We start from the raw sequence: 21814 nt of genomic DNA, 5'->3' as shown, positions 1-21814 counted from the left end.
CCCGCCTGGGGGCGGCGCGCCGGGCTCCCGGGGGGGGAGTGCCGGGGGCGCGGGTCCCCCCCCCCCCCCCGCTGGGGTGTGCTTGGGCGGCGGCCCCCCCTCCCCACTCCGCGTTGCCTGCGCGTCCCTACAGCTCCTTGCGGAAGGCCTCGGCCACCGAGAGGAAGATCGAGTTGCCCTCGACCTCGCCGATCGAGATCCGGACGCCCTCCGGGAACGGGCGGACGATCACACCGGCCGCGGCACAGGCCGCCGCGAAGTCCTGCGAGCGCTCGCCGAGGGCCAGCCAGACGAAGTTGGCCTGCGAGTCCGGGATCTCCCAGCCCTGCGCCCGCAGCCCGGCGACCACCCGGGTGCGCTCCTCGACCAGCGCGTCGACCCGGACCATCAGGGCCTCCTCGGCCCGCAGCGAGGCGACGGCCGCGTTCTGGGCGACCTGGGTGACGCCGAACGGCACCGCGGTCTTGCGCAGCGCGTTCGCCACCGGCTCGTGCGCGATCGCGAAGCCGACCCGCAGGCCCGCCAGGCCGTACGCCTTGGAGAAGGTGCGCAGCACGCAGACGTTCGGACGGTCGCGGTAGAGGTCGATGCCGTTGGGCACCTCGGCGTCGCGGATGAACTCGATGTACGCCTCGTCGACGACCACCAGGACATCGGCCGGCACCGCGTCCAGGAAGCGCTCCAGCTCGGCGCGGTGGATCACGTTGCCGGTGGGGTTGTTGGGGTTGCAGACGAAGATCAGCCGGGTGTTCGCGGTGATCGCGGCCAGCATCGCGTCCAGGTCGTGGTCCCCGCCCGCGGTGAGCGGCACCGGGACCGGCGTCGCGCCGGCGACCTGGGTGATGATCGGGTAGGCCTCGAACGAGCGCCAGGCGAAGATCACCTCGTCGCCGGGGCCGGCGGTGGCGAGGATCAGCGACTGCGCGACGCCGACCGAGCCGGTGCCGGTGGCGATGTGCTCGGTGGGGACGTCGAAGCGCCGGGCCAGCTCGGCGGTCAGCTCGGTGACCGCCATGTCCGGGTACCGGTTGAGGGAGCCGGCCGCCGCGACCGCCGCTTCGAGCACGCCGGGCAGCGGCTCGTACGGGTTCTCGTTGGAGGACAGCTTGTAGGCGTCGGCGCCGGCCGGCTTGCCGGGCTTGTAGGTGGGGATGCCGTCCAGGCTCGGCCTCAGCCGAGGCCCCTGCGCTGCCGTTCCGCTCACGGTCCTTCTCCTTCTCTCTCCGTCGGGCCCACTGCGTCGGGCCCGCTGGTGCGTCCGCTCCCGCGTCGGACGGGATCGCCGCCGAGCCAGGGACCTCGCGACGCACCGGAACCACCCCGGTCGGGTGCCCTGAACGATACCGATCGTCGCTCACCCGTAGGAGTGAGATGCCCGGTCGGGTTACTGGCGCAGATCAGCCATTCTGCAGGGTTCCTTTGGCACATGTCAGAGGTAAGACGGCTGGTTTCGTGCGGGTATCGAAGGGGCGCACACGGGCTCACTCTTGGAGAAACGTATCTCCAAGGGCCCCCGATGCGCCGGTCACAGACCCTTGTCAGGAGCCATACGATCGGTCCGCCATGACAGCAGCAGCCAACCAGAGCGGTCGGCGACCCACCACCTCGCGGCGTCTGGAGCGGGCCGGCATCCGGGATGTGGCAGCAGCCGCAGGAGTGTCGATCACCACCGTCTCCGACGCGCTCAACGGTAAGGGCCGCCTGCCCGACGAGACCAGAAGCCGGGTGCGCGAGGTCGCCGAGCGCCTCGGCTACCGCCCCTCGGCCGCCGCCCGAACCCTGCGCACCGGACGCTCCGGCCTGATCGGACTGACCGTCACCACCTACGGCGAAGAGCCGTTCACCTTCACCGAGTTCGCCTACTTCGCCGAGATGGCCCGCGCCGCCACCAGTGCCGCCCTCGGCCGCGGCTACGCCCTGGTGGTGCTCCCCGCCTCCTCCCGGCACGACGTCTGGGGCAACATCGCCCTGGACGGCACCGTGGTGATCGACCCGCCCGACCAGGACCCCCTGGTCAGCGAGCTGTACCGGTCCGGCGTCCCGGTGGTCAGCGACGGCAAGCCGGGCAACTGCCCGGTCACCGCCTGGGTCGACAACGACCACGAGGCCGCCGTGCTCGGCATCCTCGACCACCTCTCCGAGGCCGGCGCCCGCCGGATCGGCCTGCTCACCGGGACCAGCACCGACACCTACACCCGGCTCTCCACCGAGGCCTACCTCGGCTGGTGCGCCAAGGTCGGCCAGGAGCCGGTGTACGAGACCTACCCGGCGCACGACCCGGCCGCCGGGGCGGTCGCCGCCGACCGGCTGCTGGCCCGCCCCGACCGGCCCGACGCCGTCTACGGCCTCTTCGACCCGAACGGCACCGACCTGCTCGCCGCCGCCCGGCGGTACGGCCTGCGGGTGCCGGACGACCTGCTGCTGGTCTGCTGCAGCGAGAGCGACGTGTACGCGACCACCGAGCCGCCGATCACCACCCTCTCGCTCAAGCCCCGGCGGATCGGGACGACGGTGGTCAACCTGCTGATCGACGCCATCGAGGGGGTGGACTCCGGGACGGGCGTCGACATCGCCCGGCTCTTCCCGCCCCGCTTCCGCACCGCCGGGACGGGGCCGCCGCCCGGCACCCTGATGCCCACCGAGCTGATCGTCCGCGCGTCCTCCCAGCGGCGGAGCCCGCGCACGACCGTCAGCCCGCCGCGCCCGCCCGGCGAGGTGTAGGACCGGCGAGGTGCAGGCCACCCGGGCCGTCGGGCCGTCGTACCGGTGCGACGGCCCGGTGCGACGGCCCGGACCGGTGGCGGGCCCCGCGGCGACCCGCCGAGGACCGGGGCCGGACCGCCGAGGACCGACCCGCCGACCGCCGAGCAGCGGCCCACCGGCCGCCGAGGGCCCCGCGGGCTCTCCTTGCGGTCTAGACCATGCCTAGCCGGGACAAAACGGACCTGACGGACCGCTCGGCTGACGCTCCGGAGGATTGGATACCCACCAGGTGACGACGCCGGGAGAGTGGTCTTCCTATGATGGGCGAATGACACCCGAGGACCGCTTCCCCGGGCCTGAACACCCCGACTCAGGCCCCCGCCACCAGCCGGACCTCGACGTGCTGCCCTTCGGCACCTACTACGAACCGGAGCCCGCCGGGTACGCCGAGGCGGCGTACGAGTCGGAGACGTACAGCGGCTACGGTGGCGCCCGGTACCTCGAACAGCACTGGCCGGCCGTCGGACACCCGCAGAACGCCGGCCACCCGCACGACCCCGGGCACCCGCACGACGCCGGACACCCGCAGGCCAACGGACACCCGCACGCCGGGCACCCGCAGGCCGCGCAGACCGAGCACGGCGGGTACGAGCCGACCCTGACCGACCGGCCCTCGACCGCGCACCAGAGCGACGACCCGCCGACCATCGAGCTCGGTCCCCCGCTCCCCGAGCTGCCCTACCACCCGTACCCGGCGCCCGCGCCCAACGAGCCGCCCGGCCCGCTCTACGTGGTCGGCGACGTGCACGGCTACCTCGACGAACTGCTCGCCGAGCTGCGCCACCAGGGCCTGATCGACGCCGACGGCCACTGGTCCGCCGGCCGCTCCCGGATCTGGTTCCTCGGCGACTTCACCGACCGCGGCCCCGACGGCATCGGCGTCATCGACCTGGTCATGCAGCTCGCCGCCGAGGCCGCCGCCGCCGGCGGCTACTGCCGCGCCCTGATGGGCAATCACGAACTGCTCTTCCTGGGCGCCGCCCGGTACGGCGACGAGCCCGTCCAGTCCACCGCCGGCACCGCCTCCTTCCTGGCCGCCTGGCGGCTCAACGGCGGCCAGCAGCACGACCTGGACCGACTGGAGACGCACCACATCAGCTGGCTCTCCCGGCTGCCCGCCATCGCGCTGGAGGAGGGCCACCTGCTGCTGCACTCCGACACCACCGCGTACCTGGAGTACGGCGACTCCATCGCCGCGGTCAACGACGCCGTCCACGACCTGCTCGCCGACGAGGGCGTGGACCAGTGGTGGGACTGCTTCCGCCGGTTCACCAAGCGCTTCGCCTTCCGCGGCGACGCCGGCCCGACGGCCGCCCACGAGCTGCTCGACACCTTCGGCGGCATCCGGATCGTGCACGGCCACAGCCCCATCCCGTACCTCACCGGCGCGGTCCACGCCGACGACGGCGCCCCGCCGCACATCCCCGGCCCGTACGTCTACGCCGACGAGCTCGCCGTCGCGATGGACGGCGGCGTCACGATGGAGGGACGGCTGCTCGTCGCGCGGCTGCCGATCTGAGCGTCCGCCGGCACCACCGACCGCACCACCGACCACAGGGCGAACACCCGTTCCCGGCGCCCGGGCCGTAGCGCACGCGCGGCCCGGGGCGCGAAATTCCGGAAACTTACTGTCTGCACGGCCACGCGCACCCCTACCATCAAGGGCACACCACACCCGGCCGCCCGTGTGACGGCCCGTCTCCGTACCCGTCTCCGCCCACCACGACGGAGCGAACGGGGTTGGCATGAACGGGGTCCCCATGAACAACGCCCCGCACCTGCTCGCCGAGGACCGCCCGGACTACGAGCGTCTCCTGGACGAAGCACTGCGTGACGGCACCGTCCTCACCGCCCTGCGCACGCCCGGCGCCCTCACCGCCGACCAGCTGCGCATCAAGGCCCTGCGCGCCGCCGACGGCGTCGCGGCCGCGGCGGCCACCGAGTACGACCACTACGTCCGGCTCCGCGCCGGCCTGCGCGACACGCCGCCGGCCGCCCGCGGCGGCGAGCCCACCGCACCCGGCCTGCTCTCCCAGCTGCGCTCCGCCAACGGCGGCGCCGGGCTGTTCCCGGTGCTCACCGTGCTCACCCCGATCCTGGCCTGGGCCGCCGCGCTGGTACTGCTGCTGATCGGCTACACCCTGCGGGCCGCCGACCCCGAGCTGAGGCTGGCCCGTTCGCTGCTGACGGCCGGCTGGCTGGCCCTGGCGGCCGGCGTGGTCGCGATGGTCGTGGGCATCGTCGGGCTGATCCTCACCGCCCTGCGGGACGGCTCCAGCGCGCCGACCCCGCCCGGCGCCGACCCGGAGCTCGCGGCCGAGATCGCCGACGCCCGGCGCGACTGGCAGCGCGCGTTGCGGGAGCGGGCGCTGCTGCCCTACCTGCACGCCACCCTGCGCGCCGACCCCGGGACGACGCCGCCCGGCGTACCGGAGCCGGCCGGCGCGCCCGGCCGCCCCGACGGCGCACGCTCCGACAGCGCCCGTCCCGACTTCAGCAGCCCGGACTTCAGCAGCCCCGGCTACAGCGGGCCGGGCTTCACCAGCCCCGGCGCCGAGGGGCTCACCGACCCGCAGGGACGGCAGCCGCGCACCGCCTCCTTCAGCACCCCGGACTTCACCGGCCCCGGGTACACCGGGCCGGGATTCACCGGCCCCGACGAGGTCTGAGCCCGGGGCCCGTTCCGTCCGGCCTCCCTCGCGGGCACCCTGACCATTCGTCAGGCCGGGGTGTCCGCCCGTCAGGCTCGGCCGTCCGCACCCGCTCAGGCCCGCGCGGCCGCCTCCGTCGCGGCGCGGACGAACGCGCGGACCCGCTCGGTGGTGTTGCTCTCCAACCAGACCAGGCCGCGCTCGATCGGCGGCGCGTCGTGGATCGGCACGTAGGCGACGTCCGGGCGGGGGTAGTACTGCCGGGAGTGTTCCCCCACCGGGAGGACGCCCCGGCCCAGCGCGACCAGCGAGAGCATCTCCGAGAAGGTGTTGCCGACCGGCCCCCTGGGCACCGGCCGCCCGGCCGGAGTGACCTCCGGGGTCCGGTCGCGCTTGAACTCCACCGAGGTGACCGCCGGGTACTGCACCACCGGATGGTCGGCGAGGACCTCCAGCGAGACCGACTCCGCCCCGGCCAACGGGTGCCCGGCGGCCACCGCCAGGACCCGCCGCTCCGAGATCAGCACCGGGCCGCGGGCCATCCCGTCGAACGGGAAGGCGGCGATCAGCAGGTCGACGGAGCCGTCCAGCAGACTCGCCCGGGAGTTGAACAGCTGCACCTCACGGACGTCGACCCGGCAGCCGGGGTGGCGCCCGGAGAACAGGGTCACGGCCTTGAGCAGCACCGTCGCCGTCCACTCGCCGAGGAAGGCGACCCGGAGTTCGCCGGTCACACCGCGCCCGGCGTCGACCGCCCGGCGCACGGACTCCTCGATCCCGGCGACCAGCGGCGTCAGGTCCTCGACCAGCCGCTGCCCGATCGCGGTGAGCCGCACGGTACGACTGGTCCGCTCGAACAGGGCGGCGCCGATGCGCCGCTCCAGCTTCCCGATCACCTGGCTGATCCGCCCGGTGGTGACGCCCAGCCGCTCGGCGGCGCGGCCGAAGTGGAGCTCCTCCGCGAGCGTCAGAACCGCCTCGATCTCATGGCGCTCCCACATCACCGGCCCCCTTCGTTTAGTCCTGCTCAACAATCATGGATCAAAGGTGCGTTGATGACCTCACCCGGGCGGCGGACCATGGAAGACGTCACCCCGACCCAGCGCCACACCTCCCGGAGACACCCCATGAGCGCCGTCCGCGTCAAAGCCTTCGACCACCTCGTCCTCAACGTCCGGGACGTCGAGCGCTCACTGGACTTCTACGTCGGCCTGCTCGGCCTGGCCCCGGTCCGGGTCGACGAGTGGCGGGCCGGCCGGGTGTCGTTCCCGTCCGTGCGGGTCACCGCCGAGACCATCATCGACCTGACCGGCCGCGAGCGCGGCGGGTCCAACGTCGACCACATCTGTCTGACCGTCGACCCGCTGGACTGGCAGGAGGTCATCGACTCCGGCGTGTTCACCGTCCTCGAAGGCCCGGTACCCCGGTTCGGCGCGCGCGGCAGCGCGACCTCCGTCTACGTGCGGGACCCGGACGGCAACACCGTCGAGCTGCGCTGGTACCCCGAGGACGCCGGCTGAGCGCCGGGCCCCGAGGACGCCGGCCGAGCGCCGGGCGCCGAGGACGCCGGCCGAGCGCCGGAGCCACACCCCCCGAACAGGTCGAGGGCACGCCGGTACAGGGGTCCGGCGTGCCCTCGACCGAGGTCCGGGCGGGCCCGCGCGCGGCGGGCCCGCCCGGTGTCCCGAGGCCTTACGGGAGCTTGTAGGTGATGATCAGGTCGGACTGCCCCACGTAGCCGCGGTTGAGGAAGAACCGGCCCGAGAACGGACGGTAGTCACCGAAGGTGGTGCGGCCCACACCCAGCCAGTCGCCGACGATCGGCTGGTCGCCCGTGATGCCGTAGTTGGCCGTGGAGACGCTGCCGTCGTCGTGACGCAGGGCGAAGACACCGACCCGCCCGGCGAGGCGGAGCGGGCGGTAGATGCCGAGCTGGGCGTGCCCGACCCCGTCCCAGTCACCGACGAGCGGAATGTCACCCCGGTTGCCGAAGACGGCGGTGGTGTAGCTGCCGTCGTCGTGCCGCACCGCGAAGGTCGAGGTGCTCGGCCGGTAGATCGCCAGCTGGGCGTGGCCGTTGCCGTCCCACAGCCCCGGCACCGGGATGTCACCGGGCTCACCGACCGGCACCGCCGTCACGCTGCCGTCCCCGTGCCGCAGCGCGAAGGTGTTCGAGGACGGCCGGTAGATTCCCAGCTGGTCGTGGCCCAGACCGTCCCAGTCCCCGGCGATCGGGAGGTCCCCGGCCTGGCCGAAGGACACCTGGGTGGTCGGCGCGTCGTTCACGTTGGCGTTCAGCAGGGCCCACGAGCCGTTGCGGAAGAACGCCGGCGTGGCGCCCCGCTGGCCGGACGTCCAGCGGCCGGCGACCGGGTTGGTCACCGTGATCGTCTGCTTGGTCGAGGCCCAACGGCCGTGGTCGTCCGTGACGGTCGCCGTGACGGTGTACGTCCCGGGCTGCTCGTAGTAGTGCCAGCCGGAGGAGCCGGCCGCGTCCCCGCCGGCGGTCTGGCCGTCACCGAAGTCGAACCGGTACTGCGCCACCGGCCACGGGCTGACGGTACCGGCGGCGGAGGCCAGCACCTCCAGCCCGGCGGGGCCGGACGGCGTCAGGGAGAGCGCGGGCTGGATGGCCGCGGAGGCGGGGTCGACGCACTCGGGGGCGCCCGGGACCGGCGTGGCGGAGATCGGCTGCTCGGTCCAGAAGTGCACCGGACCGTCGCCCGGGAAGTAGCCGAACCCGAGCTCGGCGTCGGTGTCCGTCTTGAAGTTGCCGCCCAGGGTGAGCCGGGCGTTGATCACCCGGTTGTCCACCGGACCGGTGGCCCACTTGGTCAGGTCGACATCGCGCTCGTCGAGTCCGGCGGCCCCCAGACGGACCTTGTGCCAGCTGCCGTCCTTCGGGTCCTGGACGTCCAGCTCGGCGTCGCAGTCGGCCGGCCCGTACATCGAGCCGTTCCCCTGGCCGGCCCAGAGGAAGAAGGACGCCTTGGTGAGGTGCCAGTCGAAGCCGTTGGCGGTCTTGATCGAGACCTGGAACGGGTGCGGCTTGCCGTCCGCCGGGACGGCCGTGGGCAGACCGTTGACGGCCGTGGTGAGGCCCGTCGTGAGGACGCCCTTCCCCGTCCGGGCCGTCCAGTCCTGCGCCTGGCCGTTCGCACCGAGGGCCGGTGCCAGGAAGGCCTCGACGGCGACGTCCCGGTACGACGGGCCCTCGAACGCGGACTGCACCAGCTTGAACCGCAGCTTGAAGGTGCGCGCGGAGTGCGCGGCGACGTCGATCCCGGCGCCGGTCAGGTCGGCCGCGACGCCCTGGTGGCCCGCGGGCACCCCGCCGAGGTCCTGGTCCATCAGGTTCACCGGCTGCCAGCCGCCGTCGGCGCCGTCACCGTACTCGGCGACGACCTGGTCGACGCCGAGCATCTGGCTGCCGAAGTAGAGCACGAGGTGCTGGCCGCTGTACGCCGCGTCCGCGTCGTTCTTGACCGTCACCGTGCCCTCGGACCAGCCGCCGCCGACCTCCACCGAGGCGAAGCCGTCGATCTGGACGGAGTGGTCCTTCTCCGGGTCGGCGGCGTGGGCAGGCAGGGACAACGCGAGCGGTGACGCGATGAGCGAGGCCGCCAGAATTGCGTGCCGAAGTCTCAATTCATCCTCAAACGTTCGAAATGGCCGCGTCCTGACGCGGCGGCGCACGGAATCCCCCTACTGCGCTGCGCCGGAGAATAACGGACCGTCATTCAGTAGGCCAACCATTTGATATTCCGCCTGTTGATACGGACGGCAAGTCGACAATGCCGCCGCACCACGACAGTGAATGGCGAGCCCCGGGCCCCGCACCCCACGTGTCCGGTGGAGTGCGGGGCGCGAGATCACCCCTCCCACCTGGTCCGGTCCGACACGTACGGCGCCCGGTCCGCCGACGGCGGGTGGGCCGGATTGCCCCGCAGCCCGGACTCCGCGGCGACGCGACAGGACCTCTCACCGCCCCGCGCAATCACGGACGCCCTGCGCTCGGCAACCGTCGGAGCCCGACCGGGACGGCTCCGGGCACCCTCTCCTCGCCGGCCACGACGATCTGCATGTTCGTCAGCGACATGTTCGGAACAAATGACATTCTCAGGCGTTGACCCCACACTCAACGGCACATCACGTAACCGTGCCCGCTCGGTGGGCGTCGCCCACCCGCCCGACGGCGCCGGCACGGGTATCCGCGCGATGACGGACAGGAGAACACGAGACGGACGAGTACCGGCGCGTCCGTCACGGCCTTTGCGGCGTCGGCTCAACGCGGGGGGCGAGCCCGCGACTCCCCATTTCGGTCGCGGGCCCGCCCCGTGGTTCCCGAGGTGCGGTGCCGTCGTCGTGGCGACGGCCGTCGTCGTGGCGACGTGCAAGGCGCCGGGTGTTCGTCCCACTTCGTCCCAGGGCCTCGCGGACGCCGGCGCCGCGACGTCAGCCCGGCGATGTCAGCCCCGCGACGTCAGCCCCGCGACGTCAGCCCCGCGACGTCAGCCCGGGAGCGCCGCGCCGGACCCGCCCGCCGCGATGAGCAGCTCGCCCGCCGGCGTGTGGTTCCCCACCGCGGCCGCGGCCCGCATCGCGGCGGCCGCCGTGCGCGGGTCCGTGCCGGGCGGCACCACGAGGAGGAGGAAGTGGTCCTGGAAGCCGCGGGTGAGACTGATCGTCTCGCCGCTGGCGGCGAACCAGCCGATCCGCACCACCAGGCCGTCCACGGTGACCGAGTCGGGGATGTCACCCCAGCCACCGCTGTCGAGACCCACCCGGACGATCCGGCCCAGATGGACGCCGAGCGCGGTGAGCAGGTCCGGCAGCTCGGCCCGGATGTCATGGGTCCGCGGCCACCACGCGCCGTCGAACACACCGTCGCGGGCGAACGTCGGCTCCAGCACCAGGCGGGGGAGCAGGGGCACGCCCGGGACCGACCACGGCTCGGGGGAGGAGGAGATGGGAAGGGGGATCGGCATCATCAGGAGCCGCCCGTCCGGCCCTCCGAGAGGACCGCTCATGACCTCGGGCGACACCAGTGCCACTACCGGTGTACGACGTGTCCTCGGCTGTCTCCCCAGGCTACTCCGCGCCCCGACGGTCCGGACCCGACCGGAGTAGCCTTGGCCGCATCCAGGGCATCCCGCATCCCGGTCCCCGTTCCGGCTTCGTCCTGGGTGCGGCACAGCGCCGGACGGCCGCAGGCCGGCCCGGAGGCGGGTTGGGTCGACATCATGACCACCCACTACACACAGCCCGCGAGTCACGGCCTCACGGTCGCGGACGCGATGGAGCCCTACGAGTACCAGATCGCCGACGACATCACCGTCGACCGGGCCAACGAGATCTTCCGCGGCGCCCAGGTCGCCTACCTGCTCGTCCGCGACCACAACGGCCGCTGCGAGGGCCTGGTGACCCGGATCGGCCTCGACCCCTTCCTGACCCGCTCCTGGCACGCCGAACGGACCGCGCTGCGCGACACCGCGCACCAGCGGGGCCCGTTCGCCTGGCCGAGCATGGCTCTCGGCCTCGCGGCGCTCGCCATGCAGATCAAGTCCCTCACGATCTGGCCGGTCATCGACGACGACGGCTACCTCCTCGGCATCCTCACCGCCGACCGCGTCGCCGGCCTGACGGGCCTCCGCCCCGTCGGCTGACCGGGAAGGCGAAGCCCGAGGTCCGGACGGCGCCACCGGGGCGCCCGGCCGGAGGGCGCACCGCATGCCGGCAGTCCGACGACGCGAGCGCGAATCGGGGCCGCGTGAACCCAGGACATGCCCCGACACGTCTGAGCATCACTACCGTCGCCCCCTGACGGATCTGCGCCGGGTAACGGTCGACGAGGTACTCGAACGCGCCGGAACCGCGTTGGGGACCACGCTCGATCCGCCGACGGTGGTCCGCAAGCGCCGGTCCGTCGGCGCCCGCACCGGGAGCGGCACGTGAGTGCGGATCGAGCGGCGCGGACGGGACCGGATCGGCGTCCAGGGCGGGGACGGCACCTCGTCGGCCGAAGCGCTGAGCGGCATCGCCAAGCCCGCCTGGCCGGCCGGCGTCGCGTGGCGGGACGAGGCCGAGCCGGTGATGTGACGGGCCGACGAGACCGGGCTCCTGCCCTCCGCCCCGGACCGGGCGGAGCGCCGCGCCGGGAAGCCCCCTCCTGCCTCCCGGTGCGGCGCCGTTCTCGATGACCGTCAGTCGGCCAGGGGGAGGTAGACCCGGTTCCCCTGGGCCGCGAACTCCTCGGCCTTGGCCTGCATGCCGGCCAAGGCCTCGGCGTCGTAGCCGGAGGCGACCGCCGAGGAGCCCTCGCCGTGCTCGGCGCGGATCTGCTGGGAGATCTTCATCGAGCAGAACTTCGGGCCGCACATCGAGCAGAAGTGGGCCGTCTTGGCGGGCTCGGCGGGGAGCGTCTCGTCGTGGAACTCGCGGGCCGTCTCCGGGTCGAGGGCCAGGTTGAACTGGTCCTCCCAGCGGAACTCGAAGCGGGCGTCGGAGAGCGCGTCGTCCCAGGCCTGGGCGCCGGGGTGGCCCTTGGCGAGGTCGGCGGCGTGGGCGGCGATCTTGTAGGTGATGACGCCGGTCTTGACGTCGTCCCGGTTGGGCAGGCCCAGGTGCTCCTTGGGGGTGACGTAGCAGAGCATCGCGGTGCCCCACCAGGCGATCATCGCGGCGCCGATGCCCGAGGTGATGTGGTCGTAGCCGGGGGCGACGTCCGTGGTCAGCGGGCCGAGGGTGTAGAACGGCGCCTCGTCGCAGATCTCCTTCTGGAGATCCATGTTCTCCCGGATCTTGTTCATCGGGACGTGGCCCGGTCCCTCGATCATCACCTGGACGTCGCGTTCGCGGGCGATCCGGCCGAGTTCGCCCAGCGTCCGCAGCTCGGCGAACTGCGCCTCGTCGTTGGCGTCCGCGATCGAGCCGGGGCGCAGGCCGTCACCGAGCGAGAAGGTGACGTCGTAGCTCGCGAGGATCTCGCAGAGCTCCTCGAAGTTGGTGTAGAGGAAGTTCTCCTGATGGTGCGCCAGGCACCAGGCGGCCATGATCGAGCCGCCGCGCGAGACGATGCCGGTCTTGCGGCGGGCCGTCAGCGGCACGTACCGCAGCAGCACACCGGCGTGCACGGTCATGTAGTCGACGCCCTGCTCGCACTGCTCGACGATCGTGTCGCGGTAGACGTCCCAGCTGAGCTCCTCGGCCCGGCCGTCGACCTTCTCCAGCGCCTGGTAGAGCGGCACCGTGCCGATCGGCACCGGGGAGTTGCGCAGGATCCACTCACGGGTGGTGTGGATGTTGCGGCCGGTGGAGAGGTCCATGACGGTGTCGGCGCCCCAGCGGGTGGCCCAGGTCATCTTCTCCACCTCCTCCTCGATCGAGGAGGTGACGGCGGAGTTGCCGATGTTGGCGTTGATCTTCACCAGGAAGTTGGTGCCGATGATCGACGGCTCCACCTCGGGGTGGTTCACGTTGACCGGGATGACGGCGCGCCCGCGCGCCACCTCCTCGCGGACGTACTCCGGGGCCAGGCCCTCGCGCAGGGCCACGAACTCCATCTCCGGGGTCACCACGCCGCGCCTGGCGTAGGCGAGTTGGGTGACGGAGGCGCCGGAACGGCCGCGCAGCGGGCGGCGCGGGCGGCCGGGGAAGACGGCGTCGAGGTTGCGCAGGTTCCCGCCGCGCGGCGAGGTGTGCTTGATCCCGTCGTCCTCCGGGCGGGCCTCCCGGCCGTCGTACTCCTCGACGTCGCCGCGCTGGCGGATCCAGGCGTCGCGCAGCGGCGGCAGGCCGCGGCGCACATCGGCCTCGTACGCGGGGTCGGTGTACGGGCCCGACGTGTCGTAGAGCGGGACGGTCCGGCCGTTGGTGAGGACGACCTCGCGGTACGGGACGCGCAGGTCGGGGCGGGACCCTTCGCGGTAGGCCTTGCGCCAGGCCGGGGTCGGGTAGCCGGTGCCCGCGCTTCCGGTGCCCGCGCTCCCGGCGTCCTGGTTCCGGGCAGACTGCGGCTGTGCATCGAACGTGGTCATCAGACCTTCTACTCCCTACGCCGGCATTACCCGGTCAGGTTCCTGCGGTCGACGCAGCGTTCGGCACGTCCAGCGACGTTCCGGTCAGCGCCCTCTCAGCCCGGTGCTCCGAGCTCCCGTGTCCGCAGGCGGTGTTGCCTGCGCATGACGTCCAACACCGTAGCGAGCGAATCGCCGCTGGTCCAGAGGGGGTCCGTCCAGCGCCGGCCGGCTCCGGCCCGAACGTTTGATCACCGACGGTACGATCCTCGCGCACGCGTTCGCGCACGACCGGCACGTAGTCGGTCCACCTGCGCCACCATCTGGGGGATCACCATGAGGACTTCGCGCCTCCTTGTCACCTGTGCGGCCGTCACCGCGAGTCTCGGCCTGGGCCTGGGTGCGGCATCCGCCGCCCCGCTCGCCGATCCGACCGCGACGCCCACCACCACCGCCTCGAACGCGAGCGGAACCGCCGCACCGAGCACCGGGCCGACCGGCGACGCCACCGAACCGGCGCCGAGCACGGCGCCCACCACCGCACCGAGCACGGCACCGAGCACGGCACCGAGCACGGCACCGACCGCCGTCCCGACGGAGACGCCGACCGGCACCCCGACCGCCACCCCGACCGCCACCCCGTCGGCCACCCCGTCGGCCACCCCGACCGGTACGCCGACCCCGACCGGCAGCCCCTCGGCGCAGCCCTGCTCCTTCGCCCACCGCCCGGTCGCGACCGTCCCGGTCTCCTGGAACGGGACCGGCTACGCCAGGCTGACCCTGGTGAAGGGCGGGCCGGCCGTCGAATCCACCATCACCGTCCGCAACACCACGGGCTACGACCTGCCCGACTTCACCACCAAGTTCACCGTGATCGGGCACGGCGCCCGCGCCTTCACCGTGGAGACGAAGTTCCCCGGCGGCGCCTGGGCCACCGGGACCCCGGTCAAGGCGAGCAGCGACAACTGGCTCCAGGTGCCGCTCCAGTCCTTCCGGCTCGCCAAGGACCAGTCACTGACCTTCGAGATCCGCCTGGCCGCCGGCCGCGACGCGGTCGCGGAGACGGTGGGTGCCAGCGTGTCCGGCCAGTCCTCCTTCACGTACGAGCAGCCCGGCCGGGACTACTGCCAGACCATCGCGGACAGCTCCGCCGCCATCACCGTCACCGAGGCGGCCGGCACCGGCAGCACGCCGTCGACGCCCGGCACGACGGCCTCCCCGGCCTCGACCACGACGGCCGTCCCCGCCGCCGGCACCCGCCCCACCGGCACCCCGAGCCCCTCGATGAGCCCGGTCGCCGGCAGCGGCGGCACCGCCACCACCAGCGCTCAGGGCGCCCAACTGGCGCACACCGGAGCCGGTTCGACCACTCCGCTGGCCGCCGGCGCGGTCGGCGCGGTGGCCGTGGGCCTCGCCACCGTCCTCGTGGTGCGGCGCCGCCGGGAGCACGCCGGGTCCTGAGCCCGGGGCCGCCGCCGGTGCCCGTCCGCCTGTCGACCGGCGGACGGGCACCGGCCTTCCGGCGCACCGGCGGACGAGCCCACCGGGGTGGCACACTGGCCGACATGGTCGGACTGGCGGGGCGGGTCAGCGGGGCGGTCGGTGCGGGGCTGGTCGGCGAGGTGATGGTGCACGTTCCGGAGCGCCGGGGCACGGAGGCGTTCCTCGCCTATCTCGCCGTCCCGGGCGACCGACTGCCGGTCGGGACACCGGTGGTGGTGATCGAGTACCAGCCGCCCCGGACGGTCTACGTGGCGCCGGTGCTTCCGTGACGAGCTTGTGACAGGCCGTCACGTCCTTTCTCTTCTCTTCGGGTTGTACCGGGCGGACAATCCGAAACGGCGCATCTCATGTGCCGAGAGGGGGAGTTGAACCATGGTGTACGTCATCATCGGGGCAGCCGCCGCGGTGCTGCTGGCGGGAATCACGCTCTTCAAACTCATGTGGCGGGTGGCCGAGCCCAACGAGGCGCTGATCATCTCGGGCTCCCGGCACCGGACCGAGGGGGTCGGGGACGGTCTGGGCTTCCGGATCGTCACCGGCCGGGGGACTTTCGTCACGCCGGGCCTGCAAGGTGTCCGCCGGCTCTCGCTGGACCTCAACGAGGCCGAGCTGAACGTCGAGTGCGTCACCACCCAGGGAATCCCGGTCCGGGTCAAGGGCGTGGTGATCTTCAAGGTCGGCGACGACGACGTCTCGATCGCCAATGCCGCCCGGCGCTTCCTGGACCAGCAGAAACTGATCAGCCAGCGGGTCCACAACGTCTTCGCCGGGCACCTGCGCTCGATCGTCGGCGGGCTCACCGTCGAGGACATGATCCGCGACCGCGAGCGGCTCACGGGGGAGACCAGGGCCGCCTCCGGTCTGGAGATGGAGAAGCTCGGGCTGATCATCGACACCCTGCAGATCCAGGAGATCATCGACCCGACCGGCTACATCAAGAACCTCGCCATCCCGCACGCCGCGGCCGTCCAGCGGGACGCCCGGATCGCCCAGGCCGAGGCCGACCGGATGGCCACCGAGGCGGAGCAGGAGGCCGCCGCCCGCAAGGCCGAGGCCACCCGCAACAGCGCCATCCAGCAGTCCGCCTACCAGGCCGAACGCGACACCGCCAACGCCCGGGCCGAGCAGGCCGGACCGCTCGCCGAGGCCGCCTCCCGGCAGGAGGTGGTCGTCCAGGAGACGAAGGTCGCCGAGCTGGAGGCGCGCCGCAAGGAGCAGCAGCTGCAGATCGAGGTCCGCAAGCCGGCCGACGCCAAGGCGTACGAGACCCGCACCCGGGCCGACGCCGACCGCGACGCCCGGATCTCCGCCGCGCAGGCCCACGCCCAGGAGACCCAGCTGAAGGCCGCCGCCGAAGCCGGCCAGGTCAGGATCACGGCCGAGGCGGCGGCGGACGCCACCCGGCTGCGCGCGCTGGCCGAGGCCGAGGCGACCAGGGCCACCGGGCAGGCCGAGGCCGCGGCCGCCGAGGCCCGCGGGCTGGCGGAGGCGGAGGCGGCCAAGGCGATCGGGCTCGCCAAGGCGGCGGGCATCCAGGCCCGGGCCGCCGCCCTCGCGGAGAACCAGGACGCGGTGGTGGCGCAGGAGTTGGCGGAGAAGTGGCCGGACATCGTGCTGGCGGCCGCGCAGTCCTTCGGCAATGTGGAGCACATGGTGCTGCTCAACGGCGCCGAGGGGGTGGGCGAACTGTTCGCCAAGGCGCTCACGATGGGCGGGACCGGCCTCGGGCTGGCCCGCCAGCTGCTCACCACCCTGCACGGGCCCGAGCAGTCGGGCCCGGCCGCGGGAGCGGCGACGGCGGCGACCGGCGCGGGCGCCACGGCCGCCGTGGTGCCCGTCCAGCAGATCCCGGTCGAGGAGTGAGACCCTCCCCCGGAACGATCGGGTAGCCGCCCGCGCCCACCCGAGTACCCGTACTCAGGTGGGCGCGGGCACGCCCGCTGCGCCCACGCGCCGTCTACGGGCCGGGCGATCCGCACCTCGCCCCGCAGGTACTGGCTCGGGTGCGGCACGGAGTCCCGCTGCTCCCGGGCGGCGACGTCCGGATCGGCCTGACCGCCGTACAGAGCCTCGCCGACGCGTGCCTGGCCGCCCTGGGCCCGACCGGCCCCACTGGCGGCCGGGCTGGGACCTCGACACGGTCCTGCCCTTCGGCGGTACCGCCGCCGACGCCTCCACCGACGACTGACGCCCGCACCCCCCGAGGGGGTACGGGCGTCCGGGTCCGGCCGGCGGCTCAGCTCTTGGCGGCCTTCTTCACCAGGATCACCACGGCCGCGGCGATCCCGACCACCACCAGCAGCTTGAACACCAGGCTCAGCAGCGCGCCCACCACGCCGAAGACGAAGCCGATGATGTTCCAGGCCAGGATCAGCACCAGCACCGGGACAACGATGTTGCGCACCCACGAGGGCAGCGACTTCCAGAACTCAGCCATGTCCGTTCCTTCTCTCCCCTCGGGCCGGCTGCCGTCCGGTGCCGCATCCCGCTTTGCTTTCGATACTTCGATCGTACGGTGACGCACGGGCCGGAACGAGAGCCAACGGCCCGGAGAGAACCCGGAGATCACCCCTACCCCGGCCCCCGGGGAGACCCTGGGGGAGAAACGCGCGAACACCCCCGCCCCGAGGACGGGAGAACCGGCGCGGGACCGGAATCCCGGGGAGGGTCGGGGTGCCGCCGCCCCCGGGGAGGCGCCGGGCCGGCGTCAGACCGGCCAGCGCTCGCCGCGCCAGGCGGCGTCCCAGAACATCCACTCGTACCGCGAGGTGGTGGTGAAGTGCTCCACCACCCGACGGCGTTCGGCCGGGGAGATCTCCTCGCCGAGCCGGTCGGTCAGGGCGAGGACCCGACGCACCACGGACTGGAACGCCTCGTCACCGTAGGTGGCGATCCACTTGGCGTACAGCGGGTCGGGCGAGCCCTCGGCGAGCAGCCGGTCGCCGACCCGGGCGTAGATCCAGTAGCAGGGCAGCACCGCGCCGACCGCCTCCGCGAAGGAGCCGCCGTACACCGTCGCCAGCAGGTAGCTGGTGTAGGCCCGGGTGGTGGGCAGGACCGGCTCGGCGGCGGCCTGCTCGGCGTCGGCGCCGAAGGCCGTCATGAACTCCGCGTGCATGCCCTGCTCGGCCGCCAACGCGCCGACCGCGTCGTCCGCGAAGGCTCGCACATCCTCCTCGGCGGGCGCCTTGGCGGCGCAGACGGCGAGTGCGCGGGCGTAGTCGCGCAGGTAGTGCGAGTCCTGGACGACGAAGTGGCGGAACGCCTCGCGCGGCAGGGTGCCGTCGGTGAGGCCGCCGATGAAGGGGTGGTCGAGGATCTCGGCGTAGATCGGCTCGATCGCCGCCCAGAGTTCTTCCGTCAGGCTCAGACTCATGTCCCGACCCTAACCGGACCGCCCCGGGCCCCGACCGGCGGTCCTGCGGCGGGCGCTCCCACGACCGCCGCGCCCCCGACCGGCCGCTCGACCGCTCAGTCCTCCGGCGGGGAGAACACCACCAGGACCCGCAGCTCCTCGGTGATGTGGTGGAACCGGTGCGGCACCCCGGCCGGGACGTACACCACGGTGCCGCGGGCCACCGTGGTGGTCTCGGCCCCGACGGTCAACTCGGCCCGGCCGCTGACCACCTGGTAGATCTCGTCCTGGGCGTGCGCGGTCTGCGGGTCGGTGTCACCGGGGGACAGCGCGTAGAGGCCGGCCGACATCCGCGGCTCGCGCAGGAAACGCAGGTAGGCACCGTCGTTGGCGGCGCGCTCGGCGTCCAGTTCGTCCAGCCGGAACAGCTTCACCGGGCTCCCTCCTCGTCCTGGTCCGGGCACCGGGCGGGGCCCACCGGCATTCAACACCAACATGCCGCCGGGAGCTTCCCCCACCCCCTCCGGCCTGCGACGCTGGCCCCATGAAGGGTTTCGTCATCAAGACACTTATCAACGCGGCCGCCATCTGGGTGGCCGCCTGGATCGTCACCGGCATCACGCTGACCGGCAACGACTGGCAGCACAAGACGCTGACGGTGATCGCCGTGGCGCTGGTCTTCGGGGTGGTCAACTGGTTGATCAAGCCGGTGGTCCAGCTCTTCTCGCTGCCCCTGTTCATCCTCACCCTGGGCCTGATCACCTTCGTCATCAACGCCCTGATGCTCTGGCTGACCTCCTGGGCCTCGGACAAGCTCGACCTGGACTTCGCCGTCGACGGCTTCTGGTCGGCGCTGTTCGGCGCGCTGATCATCAGCCTGGTCTCCTGGGGGCTCAACCTGGCGCTCGGCGACGACGACTGAGCGGGTCCGACCCGCACGGCGGCCCGCCGCGCAGCACGCCGACGGCCGCCACGGCCGCCACGGCCGCCACGACGGCCCGACGGCCCGACGCGCTCCACGCGCACCAGGGGCCCGCACCCGGTCACGTCCCCGGGAGCGGGCCCCTTCCGCCGTACCGGCCGGGCGACCGGTCACCTCTCACAGCCGCCGAGGATGTCGGCGAGCTGGGCGTCGATCTCCCCACCGGTGAGCTCCTGTCCCATCGGGACCAGCCGGTCGGTCCGCGCCAGGAAGGCGATCAGCGGCGGGGCGGAGGAGCGCAGCAGGGCGTCCCCGTCGGGGGAGTGCAGCACGATGCAGACCTCCGAGAGCTCCTCGCCGACCGGGTGGATGTGCACATCGCCCTCGCCCGCCGGCCGGCTGATCCCGTCGAGCAGCAGCTCCCGGGCGAAGACCCAGGTGACCGGGGCGTCGCCGGGCAGGTGGAAGGTGAAGCGGACCGCGTACGGATCGGCGGGGTCGTACTCCAGGTCGACCACGATGCGGAAGGAGAGCTCGGTGGAGACCACGAGGTTCATCACCAGGTGGCCCTGGACTGTGCTGTGCTGCATGGCGCCAGTACCTCTCGTTCTGCCCGGCCGTGCGTGCTGTGGGTCCGCAGGTGGCCCGGACAATGCAGTTCGCTGACATGTGAGGGAGTGCGACTGTGTCGGCCGTGCGACCGATTGAGGCGGTTTTGTGCAACCAGTCCCCGTTCGATCATCATCGTCCACGTTTGGGGACGTAGTGGACAAGGTGTGCTTTTTCAAATGGTGAACGAGGGGGAATGGGCCTTTGCCCCTGGGGCACAAGGAGGGTCAGCGGACGAACGAGGCCGTCATCGCGCCGACGCTGCGCCGCAGTTGTGCGGCGGCCGCGACCAACCGGCCGGCCTGCTCGACCGGGAGGGAGATGGCCATCGTCGCGACCACCGAGCCGACGGTGATGGGGACGGCGGCACAGACCGTGCCGAGCGCGTACTCCTGCTGCTCCAGCACGGGCACGGTCGGGCGCAGCGCGGCGAGCCGCCGCAGCACCGTCGACTCGTCGGAGAGGGTGGAGGGGGTGAGCCCGACCGGGGGGTGGCGGGCGAGGTGGTCGCGCCGGGCCTCGTCGGGCAGTTGGGCCAGCAGGCACTGGCCGATGGCGTGCGCGTGCGCGGTGGCGCGGAAGTCGGCCCACGGCTCGACGGCCGGCTGGCCGGCCCCGGCGGCGGTGTCCACCACCGTCACCTCGCCGTCCTGGTAGCGCGCGAAGTAGACCGCGGCGCCGAGTTCGTCCCTCAACTGTTCCATCCGGACCCGTAGGTCGTGCCGCTCGGACTGCCGGTCGTCGGCCCGGCCTATGCCGTCCACCGACTCCCCGTAGAAGAACCGGCCGTCGGCCCGCCGCAGATAGCCCTCGTGGGTCAGGGTGCGCAGCAGGTGGTAGGTGGTGCCGAGCGGCAGGCCGGCGGCGCGGGCGAGCTGCTTGGCGGTCGCGCCCTGCAGAAAGCCTCCGACGGCCTCCAGCAGCCGCAGCGCCCGTTGGACGGAGGCGATCAGGGTAGGCTGCCGGTCCTTGCGCGTCGGTGTCGTGCGCCCCACGATCTGATCCATGACCACACCCAGCCCCCAGCCCGAGTCGTTGCACAGGAGGGCATGCGGAGTGAAGTACTCCGATTTGCCCGATAGTCGCTCATTGCAGCACAGGCCCGGCGCGGCTGCAATCACTCTCTTACGATTCGATCGATAAATTCCTTCGAATTGAAGGCTAAAGAAGACTTACGCTCGATCATTTCAAGTCCATTTCGCGTCTCGCCTTTGCTATCCAAGATCTATCCGCAGTGTGAGCACTCCCCGAACGGACGCACCCGAGCGGGCGCGAGTTTCGGCCCCGCCGGCCTGCGGGAGACTCCCGCACAACGCTCCAGCCCCGGAGGTGGCCATGCGCACCCCGCCCCGCCCCGTCGTCAAACGGACCGCACGGGCGATCCTGCTGGAGCTGGACCAGGCCGATCCGCACGGACCGGCCTCGATCGTGCTGATCAAACGCACCAGGCCCGGCTCCCCCCACCCGTACTGGATCACCCCCGGCGGCGGGGTCGAGAGCGGCGACCGCACCGTGACGGAGGCCCTGCACCGCGAGGTCGACGAGGAGCTCGGCGGCAAGGTGGTGGACGTCGTCCCCGCCTTCGTCGACACCATCAGCCACACCCACCACGACGACGGCACCCTGCTCCACCCGCACGGGGTCAAGGTGCAGCACTTCTTCGTCTGCCGGCTCGCCTCGATGGACCTCGCCCGGCGGCACGGGCCCGAGGTGGACCGGCCCAACGGCGAGTACGAGGTGGTCCGGGTGCCCTTCACCCGCGAGGGCGTCACCTCGGTCAACGTCGTCCCGCCCAGTCTGCGGGCCTACCTGGCGGCCAACATCGAGGGCGTTCGCGCGCTGCTCGCGCCCGACCTGGGCTGACCCGGGCCGCGCCGGGACGAGCCGGGCCGCGCCGGGCTCGTCCCCGCCGGGCCCGCCGCAAGGCCCGGCCCGTCGGCCCGGCCGGGGGCACCCCCCGCCACCCCCCCCCCCAAAGCCCCCCAGGTCGAGCCCG

The 21814-nt window shown here is 72.8% G+C and carries 21 protein-coding genes and 1 riboswitch; of the genes, 11 read left to right on the top strand and 10 right to left on the bottom strand.

The annotated features are described in order from the left end of the window. Positions 1-127: 127 nt before the first annotated feature. Entirely contained in the window at positions 128-1204 is a 1077-nt protein-coding gene (hisC, locus tag ACFXHB_RS39380) for a histidinol-phosphate transaminase (RefSeq protein WP_380581043.1), read from the bottom strand. Positions 1205-1563: 359 nt separating this feature from the next. On the opposite strand from hisC, the gene ACFXHB_RS39375 reads away from it, so the two are divergent. The 3 genes from ACFXHB_RS39375 (at position 1564) to ACFXHB_RS39365 (ending at position 5432) form a co-directional block, all read left to right on the top strand. After that, positions 1564-2721 carry a LacI family DNA-binding transcriptional regulator gene (locus tag ACFXHB_RS39375; protein WP_078879728.1) on the top strand — a complete coding sequence of 386 codons (1158 nt, stop codon included), beginning with the start codon at positions 1564-1566 and terminating at the stop codon, positions 2719-2721. Between the two features lie 310 nt (positions 2722-3031). Further along, a complete protein-coding gene (locus ACFXHB_RS39370; protein ID WP_380581041.1) occupies positions 3032-4282 on the top strand; it encodes a metallophosphoesterase in 1251 nt (416 codons plus the stop codon). A 226-nt stretch (positions 4283-4508) separates the two neighbouring features. Next, positions 4509-5432, top strand: coding sequence for a hypothetical protein (locus ACFXHB_RS39365; protein ID WP_380581039.1), 924 nt, complete (start codon positions 4509-4511; stop codon positions 5430-5432). 95 nt (positions 5433-5527) lie between these two features. Here ACFXHB_RS39365 and ACFXHB_RS39360 read toward each other — a convergent pair whose 3' ends face one another. Next, positions 5528-6415 carry a LysR family transcriptional regulator gene (locus ACFXHB_RS39360; protein WP_380581037.1) on the bottom strand — a complete coding sequence of 296 codons (888 nt, stop codon included), beginning with the start codon at positions 6413-6415 and terminating at the stop codon, positions 5528-5530. A gap of 126 nt (positions 6416-6541) precedes the next feature. Here ACFXHB_RS39360 and ACFXHB_RS39355 point away from each other — a divergent pair, with 126 nt between their 5' ends. After that, the gene (locus ACFXHB_RS39355) at positions 6542-6934 is read left to right on the top strand and encodes a VOC family protein (protein WP_380581035.1); all 393 of its coding nucleotides are present in this window, start codon (positions 6542-6544) and stop codon (positions 6932-6934) included. A 172-nt stretch (positions 6935-7106) separates the two neighbouring features. Here the strand turns inward: ACFXHB_RS39355 and ACFXHB_RS39350 are convergent, their stop codons facing one another. Together ACFXHB_RS39350 and ACFXHB_RS39345 are read right to left on the bottom strand one after the other, a co-directional pair. Beyond that, a complete protein-coding gene (locus ACFXHB_RS39350; RefSeq protein ID WP_380581033.1) occupies positions 7107-9008 on the bottom strand; it encodes a PKD domain-containing protein in 1902 nt (633 codons plus the stop codon). Positions 9009-9925: 917 nt separating this feature from the next. Beyond that, positions 9926-10444, bottom strand: coding sequence for a DUF5994 family protein (locus ACFXHB_RS39345; RefSeq protein ID WP_380581031.1), 519 nt, complete (start codon positions 10442-10444; stop codon positions 9926-9928). A gap of 213 nt (positions 10445-10657) precedes the next feature. Between ACFXHB_RS39345 and ACFXHB_RS39340 the strand changes: the two genes are divergently transcribed. Together ACFXHB_RS39340 and ACFXHB_RS39335 are read left to right on the top strand one after the other, a co-directional pair. Next, positions 10658-11080: a CBS domain-containing protein gene (locus tag ACFXHB_RS39340; protein WP_380581029.1), complete on the top strand. Its 423-nt coding sequence runs from the start codon at positions 10658-10660 to the stop codon at positions 11078-11080. Positions 11081-11369: 289 nt separating this feature from the next. Next, positions 11370-11513, top strand: a complete 144-nt coding sequence (locus tag ACFXHB_RS39335) for a hypothetical protein (protein WP_380581027.1) — start codon at positions 11370-11372, stop codon at positions 11511-11513. A gap of 104 nt (positions 11514-11617) precedes the next feature. On the opposite strand, the gene thiC is transcribed toward ACFXHB_RS39335, so the two are convergent. Further along, complete coding sequence (gene thiC / locus ACFXHB_RS39330; RefSeq protein ID WP_380581025.1) at positions 11618-13450, bottom strand: phosphomethylpyrimidine synthase ThiC; 1833 nt, start codon at positions 13448-13450, stop codon at positions 11618-11620. Further along, positions 13446-13580, bottom strand: a riboswitch (TPP riboswitch). Its footprint overlaps the gene before it by 5 nt. A 185-nt stretch (positions 13581-13765) precedes the next feature. On the opposite strand from thiC, the gene ACFXHB_RS39325 reads away from it, so the two are divergent. From ACFXHB_RS39325 to ACFXHB_RS39315, 3 genes are all read left to right on the top strand, one after another. Beyond that, positions 13766-14890 carry an LPXTG cell wall anchor domain-containing protein gene (locus ACFXHB_RS39325; RefSeq protein ID WP_380581023.1) on the top strand — a complete coding sequence of 375 codons (1125 nt, stop codon included), beginning with the start codon at positions 13766-13768 and terminating at the stop codon, positions 14888-14890. 104 nt (positions 14891-14994) lie between these two features. Continuing rightward, positions 14995-15201, top strand: a complete 207-nt coding sequence (locus ACFXHB_RS39320) for a hypothetical protein (protein WP_380581021.1) — start codon at positions 14995-14997, stop codon at positions 15199-15201. Between the two features lie 103 nt (positions 15202-15304). Beyond that, positions 15305-16795, top strand: a complete 1491-nt coding sequence (locus tag ACFXHB_RS39315) for an SPFH domain-containing protein (RefSeq protein WP_380581019.1) — start codon at positions 15305-15307, stop codon at positions 16793-16795. Positions 16796-17168: 373 nt separating this feature from the next. Here ACFXHB_RS39315 and ACFXHB_RS39310 read toward each other — a convergent pair whose 3' ends face one another. The 3 genes from ACFXHB_RS39310 to ACFXHB_RS39300 all read right to left on the bottom strand — a co-directional run bounded on the left by ACFXHB_RS39310 (position 17169) and on the right by ACFXHB_RS39300 (position 18721). Next, complete coding sequence (locus ACFXHB_RS39310; protein ID WP_380581017.1) at positions 17169-17369, bottom strand: DUF5326 family protein; 201 nt, start codon at positions 17367-17369, stop codon at positions 17169-17171. A gap of 270 nt (positions 17370-17639) precedes the next feature. Next, a complete protein-coding gene (tenA, locus tag ACFXHB_RS39305) occupies positions 17640-18308 on the bottom strand; it encodes a thiaminase II (RefSeq protein ID WP_380581015.1) in 669 nt (222 codons plus the stop codon). A gap of 95 nt (positions 18309-18403) precedes the next feature. Beyond that, positions 18404-18721: a cupin domain-containing protein gene (locus ACFXHB_RS39300; RefSeq protein ID WP_380581013.1), complete on the bottom strand. Its 318-nt coding sequence runs from the start codon at positions 18719-18721 to the stop codon at positions 18404-18406. A gap of 110 nt (positions 18722-18831) precedes the next feature. Here ACFXHB_RS39300 and ACFXHB_RS39295 point away from each other — a divergent pair, with 110 nt between their 5' ends. Next, complete coding sequence (locus tag ACFXHB_RS39295) at positions 18832-19209, top strand: phage holin family protein (RefSeq protein WP_380581011.1); 378 nt, start codon at positions 18832-18834, stop codon at positions 19207-19209. 170 nt (positions 19210-19379) lie between these two features. Here ACFXHB_RS39295 and ACFXHB_RS39290 read toward each other — a convergent pair whose 3' ends face one another. Both ACFXHB_RS39290 and ACFXHB_RS39285 read right to left on the bottom strand, forming a co-directional pair. Beyond that, positions 19380-19799, bottom strand: coding sequence for an SsgA family sporulation/cell division regulator (locus ACFXHB_RS39290; RefSeq protein WP_380581009.1), 420 nt, complete (start codon positions 19797-19799; stop codon positions 19380-19382). 246 nt (positions 19800-20045) lie between these two features. Next, complete coding sequence (locus ACFXHB_RS39285; protein ID WP_380581007.1) at positions 20046-20825, bottom strand: IclR family transcriptional regulator; 780 nt, start codon at positions 20823-20825, stop codon at positions 20046-20048. A gap of 328 nt (positions 20826-21153) precedes the next feature. On the opposite strand from ACFXHB_RS39285, the gene ACFXHB_RS39280 reads away from it, so the two are divergent. Beyond that, positions 21154-21681 (top strand): NUDIX domain-containing protein, encoded by a 528-nt coding sequence (locus ACFXHB_RS39280; protein ID WP_380581005.1) that lies wholly within the window; start codon positions 21154-21156, stop codon positions 21679-21681. The last annotated feature ends 133 nt before the right edge of the window (positions 21682-21814 follow it).

Source organism: Kitasatospora sp. NPDC059327 (assembly GCF_042752535.1).
Classification (GTDB): domain Bacteria; phylum Actinomycetota; class Actinomycetes; order Streptomycetales; family Streptomycetaceae; genus Kitasatospora.
This window is presented reverse-complemented; position numbering and strand designations above follow the sequence as displayed.

Excerpts from the sequence above, each read along its gene's own strand:
- ACFXHB_RS39375 (WP_078879728.1), top strand. The coding sequence starts at position 1,564 with ATGACAGCAGCAGCCAACCAGAGCGGTCGGCGACCCACCACCTCGCGG.
- ACFXHB_RS39370 (WP_380581041.1), top strand. The coding sequence starts at position 3,032 with ATGACACCCGAGGACCGCTTCCCCGGGCCTGAACACCCCGACTCAGGC.
- ACFXHB_RS39365 (WP_380581039.1), top strand. The coding sequence starts at position 4,509 with ATGAACGGGGTCCCCATGAACAACGCCCCGCACCTGCTCGCCGAGGAC.
- ACFXHB_RS39360 (WP_380581037.1), bottom strand. The coding sequence starts at position 6,415 with ATGTGGGAGCGCCATGAGATCGAGGCGGTTCTGACGCTCGCGGAGGAG.
- ACFXHB_RS39355 (WP_380581035.1), top strand. The coding sequence starts at position 6,542 with ATGAGCGCCGTCCGCGTCAAAGCCTTCGACCACCTCGTCCTCAACGTC.
- ACFXHB_RS39345 (WP_380581031.1), bottom strand. The coding sequence starts at position 10,444 with ATGAGCGGTCCTCTCGGAGGGCCGGACGGGCGGCTCCTGATGATGCCG.
- ACFXHB_RS39340 (WP_380581029.1), top strand. The coding sequence starts at position 10,658 with ATGACCACCCACTACACACAGCCCGCGAGTCACGGCCTCACGGTCGCG.
- thiC (WP_380581025.1), bottom strand. The coding sequence starts at position 13,450 with ATGACCACGTTCGATGCACAGCCGCAGTCTGCCCGGAACCAGGACGCC.
- ACFXHB_RS39325 (WP_380581023.1), top strand. The coding sequence starts at position 13,766 with ATGAGGACTTCGCGCCTCCTTGTCACCTGTGCGGCCGTCACCGCGAGT.
- ACFXHB_RS39320 (WP_380581021.1), top strand. The coding sequence starts at position 14,995 with ATGGTCGGACTGGCGGGGCGGGTCAGCGGGGCGGTCGGTGCGGGGCTG.
- ACFXHB_RS39315 (WP_380581019.1), top strand. The coding sequence starts at position 15,305 with ATGGTGTACGTCATCATCGGGGCAGCCGCCGCGGTGCTGCTGGCGGGA.
- ACFXHB_RS39310 (WP_380581017.1), bottom strand. The coding sequence starts at position 17,369 with ATGGCTGAGTTCTGGAAGTCGCTGCCCTCGTGGGTGCGCAACATCGTT.
- tenA (WP_380581015.1), bottom strand. The coding sequence starts at position 18,308 with ATGAGTCTGAGCCTGACGGAAGAACTCTGGGCGGCGATCGAGCCGATC.
- ACFXHB_RS39295 (WP_380581011.1), top strand. The coding sequence starts at position 18,832 with ATGAAGGGTTTCGTCATCAAGACACTTATCAACGCGGCCGCCATCTGG.
- ACFXHB_RS39290 (WP_380581009.1), bottom strand. The coding sequence starts at position 19,799 with ATGCAGCACAGCACAGTCCAGGGCCACCTGGTGATGAACCTCGTGGTC.
- ACFXHB_RS39285 (WP_380581007.1), bottom strand. The coding sequence starts at position 20,825 with ATGGATCAGATCGTGGGGCGCACGACACCGACGCGCAAGGACCGGCAG.
- ACFXHB_RS39280 (WP_380581005.1), top strand. The coding sequence starts at position 21,154 with ATGCGCACCCCGCCCCGCCCCGTCGTCAAACGGACCGCACGGGCGATC.